The sequence below is a fragment of the Desulfosarcina sp. genome (genome assembly GCF_033791525.1).
Classification (GTDB): Bacteria; Desulfobacterota; Desulfobacteria; order Desulfobacterales; family Desulfosarcinaceae; genus Desulfosarcina.
Genome location: NZ_JASJGN010000202.1, coordinates 1 through 9,685, shown reverse-complemented (window position 1 = coordinate 9,685; position 9,685 = coordinate 1). Strand labels below are relative to the sequence as shown.

Here is a 9,685-nt window from a genome sequence, read left to right as displayed (position 1 = left end):
ACCGCCGTTTGAGTGCGCAGGGTCTGTGGCCGGTCAAGATCGTTCCGGCAGATGAAAACCTGGAAACCGAAGACATCCTGGAACTGGTCAATTCCGGAGCGATCGCGCGTACGGTCTGTGATAGCCACATTGCCAATGCCTGGGCGGACATTCTCACCGACATCCGCGTATCCGGCGATGTAACCTTTCGAAAGGGCGGAGATATTGCCTGGGCAGTGCGTAAAACCAGCCCGGCGCTCAAGGCCAGCCTGGATGATTTCGCCAGGACCCATCAGAAAGGGACCCGTCTGGGCAACATCTTTTTTAAGCGTTACTACGAAAATACGACCTGGATTAAAAACCCGCTGGCCGGTGGTTCGGAAAAGAAGCTGGCGGCCTATGCCCCGCTATTCAAAAAATATGCGACCCGATACGGATTCGACTGGCGGTTGATCAGCGCCATAGCCTACCAGGAATCGGGCTTTGACCATAGCAAGGTAAGCCCGGAGGGAGCAGTCGGCATCATGCAGGTCCGGCCCCAAACTGCAGCTGATCCGAAGGTTGGGATTCCCGACATCAGCAGCGTGGAAAACAACATCCAGGCGGGGGTCAAGTATTTGAAGTTTCTGCAAGACCAATATTTTGACGATGCGGCCATTCGTCCCCGGGATCAAGTGCGCTTCAGCCTGGCCGCCTACAACGCCGGTCCGGTCAGGATGCGCCGGGCCAGAAAAAAAGCCATGAAAATGCATCTGGACCCCAACCGGTGGTTTCGCAATGTGGAAATCGCGATGCTGAAAATCGTCGGTCAGGAGACCGTGCGCTATGTCAGCAACATCAATAAATACTACGTCATCTACAGCAATGCTTACCAGCAGGTCGAGAAGCGTGAAGCGGCCATCCAGCGGATAAAAAAATAGTCATGATCAAATTCATCCACAGCGCGGACATCCACCTGGACAGCCCGCTGCAGCGCCTCGAAGCTTACGAAGGGGCACCCGTCGAGGAAATACGCCAGGCGTCGAGACGGGCGTTTGAGAACCTGGTTGACCTGGCCATCGATGAAGCCGTGGATTTCGTGCTGATTGTCGGCGACCTGTTCGATGGCGATTGGAAAGATTACAACACCGGCCTTTATTTCATCAAGCAGGTCAGGCGGCTCAGCGAGACCCGGATTCAGGTGTTCATTATTTCGGGCAACCACGACGCGGCCGGCAAGATGACGCGAACCCTGCCGTACCCTGACAGCGTCCACGTGTTATCATCCAGAAAACCCGAAACCCAAATCATCGAAGACCTGAACGTGGCGGTTCACGGGCAAAGCTTTTCAAAGGTTGCCATTACGGACAACCTCGCCCTCGACTATCCGGACCCGGTTCCCGGGCATTTCAACATCGGCATGTTGCACACCAGCCTCACCGGCAGGGAAGGGCACGAAAACTACGCCCCGTGTTCGCTCGATGACCTAATCAACAAAGGCTACGACTACTGGGCCCTGGGGCACGTACACCAGTTTGAGCGGGTTGCCGATAATCCGCCGGTCGTGTTTCCCGGGTGTGTCCAGGGACGCCACATTCGGGAGTCCGGCGTCAAGGGGTGTGTGCTGGTGACCGCGGAAGAGGGGACGTCCCCTGAGATAACTCGTCACGACATCGATGTGATCCGGTGGGAACGGGTGCATGTCGATCTGGAGGGCATGACCCGTGTCGATGAGATCCTTGAACGGTTTCTGACGATCTTCGAAGACGTCATCGATCGGCATGACCCCAAACCGGTTATTGCCCGGGTGGAATTTGGCGGTGAAACAGACTTTCACGACCAGATCGCAGCCGACCCCGAACACCTCAAGCACGCGGTCCGGTCAATGGCGATCGCCCATTTTGGCGACCGGGCCTGGATCGAAAAAGTAAAAGTCAGAACCCGACCCAAGATCAGGTCGGTTGCCGACCCGGGGCCATTGCGCGAGTTGAGCGCGCTGGTGGACGAACTGATGTCCAATGACCCGGAATTGCTGGACCTGGGCAAGGCGTTGTCGAACCTTTTTCAAAAACTGCCGCCGGATTACCGCCAGGGGGACGCAAGGCTCCAGCCGGATGCTCCGGAGCAGCTGCGCGAACTGGTGGTGCAGGCCCATGCGCTGTTGGTGAACCGCATGAAAAAGGAGGCCGCTGCGTCATGAAAATCAGGAGCATCCGGCTAACCGCCTATGGCCCTTTTACCGACGTGACCATTGATCTGCCCAACAGTGGACCGGATTTTCACATGCTGTTCGGACCCAACGAAGCGGGTAAAAGCTCGGCCTTGAAAGCTATCCGGCACATGCTTTTCGGCATACCGGCAAGGGAACCGGTTAATTTTCTTCACGGCTACCCCAAGCTTCGCGTCGGGGCCAGGCTGGTTAACGGCAACGGAGACGAAATCGAGTTTCTTCGCCGCAAGGGGCGCGCCAAAACATTGCGCGGTAAGGACGACGAAACCGTGCTGGACGATGACGCATTGGCTCATTTTCTGGGCGGTGTCAGCCCTAGCGTGTTCGAGCAGATGTTTGCCATCGGCCATGACGACCTGATCCAGGGCGGTGAGGAGATCATATCCGGCAAAGGCAACATCGGGGAGGCCCTCTTCGCTGCCGGTGCAGGCCTGATCCGGCTTCAGAACGTTCAACAGGATCTTGAAAGTGCATGCGGCGCGCTCTTCAAGCCCAGCGGGTCGACGCCATCGATCAACCAGGCGATCAAGGCGATCAAGACCGCACGCCAGGAGCAAAAGGATGCCCTTTTGCTGCCAAAGACATGGAAGGCGCACAATCTCGAGCTGAGCGATGCCCAAAATCGGATGGATGAAGTAAAAGCAACACTCGGGGCCCACAAACAAGGACAGGCCAGGCTCGAGCGTACGCAAGAAGCGCTGCCGTCGATCGCCCGCAAAAAAGAGATCGACAACGCCCTTGTGGCTTATCGGGGGGTGCCGGATCTTGCGGATGATTTCGGAGACAAGCGACGTGACGCGGAAAAAGATCTGAAAATGGCGACCCGGGATGTGGCGCGTTCCAGGGACGCCATCGAGAAAATCAGTCGGGAGATAGATGCCCTGCCGGTTCATCAGGCCCTGCTTGAAAATGCCGCCGCCATCGAATCGCTCCAGCAGGAGCTGGGCGGCTTTCGCAAAGCCCAGAAAGACCGGCCCGGACTCCACGGCCGCATGCGCACGTTGCAGAAACAGGCCTCCGACACGCTTGAGGAGATCAGCGCGGACATCTCTGGTGAGGCGTCCGGGGATTTCAAGCTACCTCCATCGACCGTGGGTGAGATCCAGGAACTTGGAAAGGCATACGAACGGTTGAGCGTCAGGCAGGAATCGGCCGCCGAGCAGCAGCGCAAACGCAAAATCTGGTTCAGCCAGCTGACCGATCAACGCCGCGCGATGTTGACGCCCGTGGATGTGTCCCATCTCGAACATGCCCTGCAGGCAGCAATGGCGGCTGGCCCCATCGAAACACAGATGGAAGAGATGCGCACTATCAGCGATGCGCTCGAGGGAGAACTGAACCGCACCCTGAAGCGGCAGGCGCTCTGGCATGGTTCGTTGGCGGACATCGACGAACTGCCGCTGCCATCCAAAGCGACCATCGATCGGTTCAACGCCGGCTTTGACGCGTTACAGCGCGCACTTGAAAAACAGCGCGAGGCAAAGGCCTCGACGGAGGGCGAGATCGCTCAGACCCAGGCCGATATTCAGGCCATCGATTGGGCCCGGGAAGTGCCCACCGAAACGGATCTGAAAACCATCAGGGCCCTGCGGGACAGAGGGTGGGGGGTGATTCGGCAGACGCTGGATGGCCAGGTGCCCCCGCCGGAAATATCCCGGGACTATTTAAGCCATTTTGAGGATGCCTCGGATCTGCCGGGTGCATTCGAAAAGAGCATGGTTCGGGCGGATCACGTCTCGGATCGTCTCCGGCGCGAAGCCGACCAGGTCAGCAAGAAAGGGTTGCTCGAAGCCCAGAAAGAGAAGTTGGAAAAAGCGCTTAGCGATGTATCCGCGGCGCTTGAAACGTCTCTATCGCAACACCGTGAACTGGAAACCGGGTGGCAGCAGGTGTGGGAACCGGCGGGCATAACCCCGCAAACACCGGGGGAGATGCGGGGCTGGCTGGCCGAGATCGAATCACTGCGGGACAAATTGGCCGATTGGCGATCCAGAAAGCGCCAGTCGGAAACGCTTGCTGCCAGATTGGCGGCCCTCAAATCGGATTTGATGACGGCGCTCGAGGCCGCCGGGATTCCCCGGCGCCCAAAGCATCCGCTGTCCGGGCTGATACGGACGGCCCAGGCGTACATTAAGGCCCAAAGGGACCTCGAATCCGGGATCGCCACTGCGGACAAAGAATTGATCCGCCTCGAGGCGGAGATGGAGGAGGGGGCGTCAGCTTTCTCGGAGCTTGCGGATACCCTTTCCCGGTGGAAAACCAGCTGGGAAAATAGTGTTAAAAAAATTGGCATCCGAGCCGAAGCCAATCCAACAGCGGCACTGGCCGTCATTGAGAGCATCCGTGAATTCAGGAACAAAATTAGTGAAGCCGACGTGTTGCGCAAACGCATCGATGGTATAGACCGGGATTCGGCAGTATTCACGTCCCGGGTGGATGAACTGGTCGAGGCCCTCGCACCGGATCTCAAAGCCGAATCCCGGGACCGGGCCGCCGAACTGCTAAATGGCCGGTTGACCCATGCCCGCAAAGATGAGTCCCGGCACGCAGGCCTCGTCGAACGGCTGGAATCGTCAAAAAAAGAGCTGGAAGATGCGCAGCGGCGGCTTTTTGAATGCCAGGCGCTGATCGAATCCCTGTGCAAAGCGGCCCATTGCGCCAATGCCGAACTGCTGGCCGAAACGGAAAAACGGGCCCGGGAACGCAAGGCCTTGGTCACAGATCTAAGGGGCATCGAGCAGCAGCTGCGCAGGTTGAGTGCCGGGGCAACGGTGGACGCCTTTATTGATGAGGCTTCGTCAATGGATGCCGACAGCATCGCTCCTGAACTTCAGGAACTGGATGAGGCAGCGCAAGCCCTGGAAAAGGAGCGTTCGGCGCTCGACCAGCAAATCGGTGCCCTGAATGCCAGGCTCGAACAGATGGACGGCAGATCCGCGGCCGCCATGCACGCCGAGAATGCCGAGCGCCTGCTGGCCGACCTCGAGTCAGACGTCGAGAAATATGCCCGCTTTAAAATTGCATCGATCATTCTTTCCCGAACCGTCGAACAATACCGAGAAAAACACCAGGGACCGCTGATCCGACGGGCCAGCGAACTTTTCTCCCAGATGACCGGCGGTGCCTTCAGCCGGCTGCGGGCGGAATACGATGAGCGGGGCAACCCGGTCCTGGTCGGCATCCGGCCACAAAGCGACGCCCAGGTCACCGTCGACGGCATGAGCGACGGCACCGCCGACCAGCTTTACCTGTCCCTGCGTCTGGCCAGCCTGGAGCAGTACCTGGAACACAACGAACCGCTACCCTTCGTGGTGGACGACATCCTCCTGCGATTCGATGACGAGCGGTCCCTGGCCACGTTAAGCGTATTGTGCGAACTGTCCCGAAAAACGCAGGTGATCTTTTTCACGCATCACCGCCACCTGGTGGAATTGGTTGAGGCGCGGTCACCGGATTTGGCAATCGCGCAGCATACGCTGGGTTCAGGTTAATGGTTTCGGGTTCTGGGTTAAGGCTCAGGGTTCTGGGTTCAGGGTTAAGGGTCCAGGGTTAAGGTTCAGGGTTCAGAGTTCCTGGCACTGGCTTTGCGCTTTCAGCCTATGAGCTCACCAGCTATTATATTCATGGGATTGATTTCTATTTTTTGGTCGGCGTGCGATGAGTTTGGTGTACGTTTACAAATAGTAGATTTTGGTTCAGGCCAAGGCCGCAGTGATTTTGAAACCACAGGCGTAGCAGCGCTACGTCGAGGATTTCAAAATCACGAGAACACAGGCTTGGGCCTAAAGATGCTATTTGTGGACGTACACTAGTTGGTGCCCTGCTTCTGTTTCAGCATCTTCATCACCTGCTCCATCTGTTCCGGCGTCAAGGTTTTACCGGATGTGCCCATGGCGCCCATATCGGTGTTCATCTGGCGATAGTCAGACGGCACGACGAATAATTGCGGATCCTGCCGGTCGACGACAATATTGGAATATTCGATCTCGATATCCTGGCTAATGCCCTTCTCGCTGGCCGTACCTTCAAAACGCACGGGAATATTCTGTTTGTTCAGCCAGGCAAATCCTGAAAAAGCATCTTCACCCTTCTTGGTGGACTCGATCTTATACTTGGTGGCCTTCTGGCCGCTGACCTTCTCCGTGCCCATTTTGGTCATTTTGAGCTCCCCGTCGCGGATCATGCTCGCCGGGTCCTTTCGGGCCCCTGGATGCTCATTGGCCATGACCATCTTCTGATCGGGCATGAGCGTCCACATCTGATCGTTTTCCCGGTCATTGATGATGGCCGTCTGGCGCCCGAAACTGGAGATTTCCCGTCGTTCTTTTCCCTTGATGGAATAGATCTTCCCCTGGATGACATAGGGCTGGGTCGTGCCCGCCTGTTTTATGGTCATGGTCATGTCGGCCGAAAACTCCACCTTGGGAGAGGGGAATGTGTCCGCCGCTCCGGAAAATGCCGCCAGCCACAGGATGAGGGTTGCGTAAAAAGTTACTCTGATCGGTTTTTTTATGTTCATCGGATGGCCTCCATTTTGAAACGAATGCGTGTTTATCGATGCGCAAATCAAAAAATAGGCATTCAGCCGGCAAAATCAATTTTAAGCTTGCGGGGATACGGAACTGCAAATCCGTGAACTGTTGATTGTTGTTGATTTTCGGCGATCGGTGAACCAGAAACTACCAGGCGGGGACCGGAGATCCCCGCAGATCCCGCTTCATACCGTCCGGTAGCTCAGTCGGCCGGCAGCAGCCTCTGTACCTTGAGGCGCTTGACCACGATTCTTATTTTGGCATCGATCAGTTTCTGTACGCTGCTCGGATCAATCGTTTCTGATTGCATGGACCAGACCAGTGATTCGCTACGGGCGTCATAAAGGTTGGTTTCCAGTCTGACATTGGTATGACGGCGGTAATATCCCGGCTCGTAAACATACCCCCCAACGTGGTTATAGTAACCGTAAAAGCTGTTATGGTAGGTTGCCGGACGGTAGGTGGCGGGCTGGTAAACTGTTTTTTCGTCTACACCGACAAGGTGGGTAATCAACACTGCATCGAAGCGGATGTCTTTGATTACCGCTTTGATATTCTCTTCGCTTGGCCGGGCATTATCGGGCATAACCGCAAACGCCGCGGTCGCCTTGATCTGATCCTCTGCAAGCCGGTCGACAAAGTTATTTTCAAATGCGCGGCGTGCGGTCACCTGATCTGCTATCCCGACGATGAGAATGTTGTCGAAAGGACCGCTGGTATACGCCTGGTCCCGCCATTCGGCGATCGGTTTGGCTGATGTGCAGGCCGCGAAAAGAGCTGCAACCCCGATCAGACACCAGATACTGGTTTGCCGCGATTTGACTTTCATTTGGGTCCTCTTTTTAAATGGTTAGTCGTGGTTTTCAAAAACCGGTTAATCTCGATGCTCAAAGTTAGGACACTTTTGGGGTGTTGTCGAATCCTTTCGTGTTTTTCACCGCAGACGCTCAGGGAACGAAAGCCAGTGATTAAGCCGTCAAAGCAGTCATTTTGTATACAAGTATTTGACATCTCTTTGGTGTTTCAATAGAAATCATACAGGGAAATTTCTCTTCTCTCGCCAACTACTTGCGAAGAGTTGCTCTTGGAACCACGGAAAACACAGAATACACAGAAGTTTTATTTAATCTTTTTTCAGTTTCTTTCGTGTGTTCCGTGATTGAAAAGGAAATAATGACCACAAACCCAAATGGCATAAAACCACTGAACAAACAGAAAGACCTCGTTTTCCAGAAAGAAAGTTATGCCCTCCGCGGTGCGGTTTTTGAAGTTTATCGTGAAATGGGGTGTGGGTTTTTAGAAGCGGTGTATCAGGAGTGTATGGAAAAGGAACTGCGACTCAGGCGTATTCCATTTATTGCCCAACAGGAATTAGAACTGAATTACAAAGGCGAACCTCTTGAGCGAACATACCAGCCGGATTTAATCTGCTATGATTCGATCATCCTGGAACTCAAGGCAGTTAGAGAAATTTGTGATGAACACCGTGCTCAGCTGCATAATTACCTGAAGGCAACAGGAATGAAGCTTGGCCTATTGGTCAACTTCGGACATTACCCGAAAGTGGAAATCGAACGGATTGTTAAATAGACCACGGAACACACGGAACACACGAAAAGAGCGTTTGAATAATAAAGAATCAAAACCACGGAATACACTGAATACACAGAATAACTGCTTATTTGAGAAAGAAGCTATGGTTTCATAGGTGTTATTTTTGGCAGTGTGTTGTGAAGTCGGGCGGAGCTTAAAATGAAGATTAGAAATTGCGTACGACACTGAATATGACCCTTTTTTTCCGTGTATTCTGTGTATTCCGTGGTTGAATAGTGCAAACATAACCTGTGATTCCAAACCAATAAGCGTTGCAAACCACGGAACACACAGAATACACAGAATTTTTATTTGATCTTTTTTCCGTGTCTTCAGAGTGTTCTGTGGCTAAAAGGGGAAAGGATATCCAGATGCCATTTTCCACTCCAGTCACCCTCGGCCGCACCAACCTCAAGGTTGGTCGGCTGGGAATTTCATCGAGCTTTGGCGCTCCGGCCGCCGCATACGAAGAGGCCTTCGAGCGGGGGTGCAACTACTTCACCTGGGGCACCTTCATTAGGGGCCGCTCCGGTCCGATGCGCTCGGCCATCCGCAACATTACAGCAGCCGGCAAGCGTGACGAGCTGGTGGTTGGCATGCTCACGTATGCCCACCACGCCTGGCTCACCGAGCATTTTTTCGTCAAGGGTCTCAAGACTGCCGGCCTGGAATACGCCGATGTACTTTTGCTGGGCTATTTTCCCAAGCGGCCGCCGCAGAAGGTCATCGACGGAGCGCTTAAACTCAAGCAAGAGGGCCTGGTGCGCTTCATCGGCCTGACCAGCCACAAGCGCAAGCTGTTTCCCGAACTCGCCCAAGAAGGTCTTTTCGATATATTTCATGTCCGTTACAACGCCGCCCACCGCGGTGTGGAAACTGAAACCTTTCCCCATCTCATTGGCGACAACCGTCCCGGAGTGGTGGGCTTCACGGCCACCGACTGGCGCAAACTTCTCGGAAAAAGAAAGCTGCCACACGGCGAAAGACCGCTGACCGCCGCCGAGTGCTATCGTTTCGTGCTGTCCCATCCGGATGTGGATGTTTGCATGATGGGGGCCAAAACGATGGACCAGATGCGGGAGAACCTGGCGGTACTGGAGCAGGGGCGGTTGACGGCGGAAGAGATGGAACGGGTGCGAATTATCGGCAAGCGTGTTTATGGGAAATGATAAACACCGACCGACAAGGGCGTGAAACCACGGAACACACGGAATACACGGAAAGAGCGTTTGTTTGAGAAATAAGAGATGTTGTCTGCAGAGCTGTTTTGGCCGTTTGAAGTGAAATTCAACGGACCGTACAAAAAGATTATAAACCACCGAAAAAACTGAATGTACCGAATAAATTCGGATCTATATACAATAAAAAGGTA

At 54.7% G+C, this 9,685-nt stretch carries 7 protein-coding genes; 5 read left to right on the top strand and 2 right to left on the bottom strand.

Features of this window, described 5'->3' with window-relative positions; all coding sequences use genetic code 11:
* The 3 genes from QNK41_RS10030 to QNK41_RS10020 all read left to right on the top strand — a co-directional run.
* On the top strand, positions 1–899 hold an 899-nt coding region (locus QNK41_RS10030), incomplete at its 5' end, for a transglycosylase SLT domain-containing protein (RefSeq protein WP_319256303.1).
* Positions 900–901: 2 nt separating this feature from the next.
* Positions 902–2,158 carry a DNA repair exonuclease gene (locus QNK41_RS10025; RefSeq protein ID WP_319256302.1) on the top strand — a complete coding sequence of 419 codons (1,257 nt, stop codon included), beginning with the start codon at positions 902–904 and terminating at the stop codon, positions 2,156–2,158.
* Positions 2,155–5,679: an AAA family ATPase gene (locus QNK41_RS10020; RefSeq protein WP_319256300.1), complete on the top strand. Its 3,525-nt coding sequence runs from the start codon at positions 2,155–2,157 to the stop codon at positions 5,677–5,679. The genes QNK41_RS10025 and QNK41_RS10020 overlap by 4 nt, the downstream gene beginning before the upstream one ends.
* A 317-nt stretch (positions 5,680–5,996) precedes the next feature.
* Here QNK41_RS10020 and QNK41_RS10015 read toward each other — a convergent pair whose 3' ends face one another.
* Together QNK41_RS10015 and QNK41_RS10010 are read right to left on the bottom strand one after the other, a co-directional pair.
* Complete coding sequence (locus tag QNK41_RS10015) at positions 5,997–6,707, bottom strand: DUF4412 domain-containing protein (protein ID WP_319256298.1); 711 nt, start codon at positions 6,705–6,707, stop codon at positions 5,997–5,999.
* Positions 6,708–6,922: 215 nt separating this feature from the next.
* Entirely contained in the window at positions 6,923–7,549 is a 627-nt protein-coding gene (locus tag QNK41_RS10010; RefSeq protein ID WP_319256296.1) for a hypothetical protein, read from the bottom strand.
* A 344-nt stretch (positions 7,550–7,893) separates the two neighbouring features.
* Between QNK41_RS10010 and QNK41_RS10005 the strand changes: the two genes are divergently transcribed.
* Together QNK41_RS10005 and QNK41_RS10000 are read left to right on the top strand one after the other, a co-directional pair.
* Positions 7,894–8,310 (top strand): GxxExxY protein, encoded by a 417-nt coding sequence (locus tag QNK41_RS10005; RefSeq protein WP_319256294.1) that lies wholly within the window; start codon positions 7,894–7,896, stop codon positions 8,308–8,310.
* Positions 8,311–8,684: 374 nt separating this feature from the next.
* On the top strand, positions 8,685–9,482 hold the full coding sequence (locus QNK41_RS10000) for an aldo/keto reductase (protein WP_319256292.1): 798 nt from the start codon (positions 8,685–8,687) through the stop codon (positions 9,480–9,482).
* Positions 9,483–9,685: the final 203 nt, after the last annotated feature.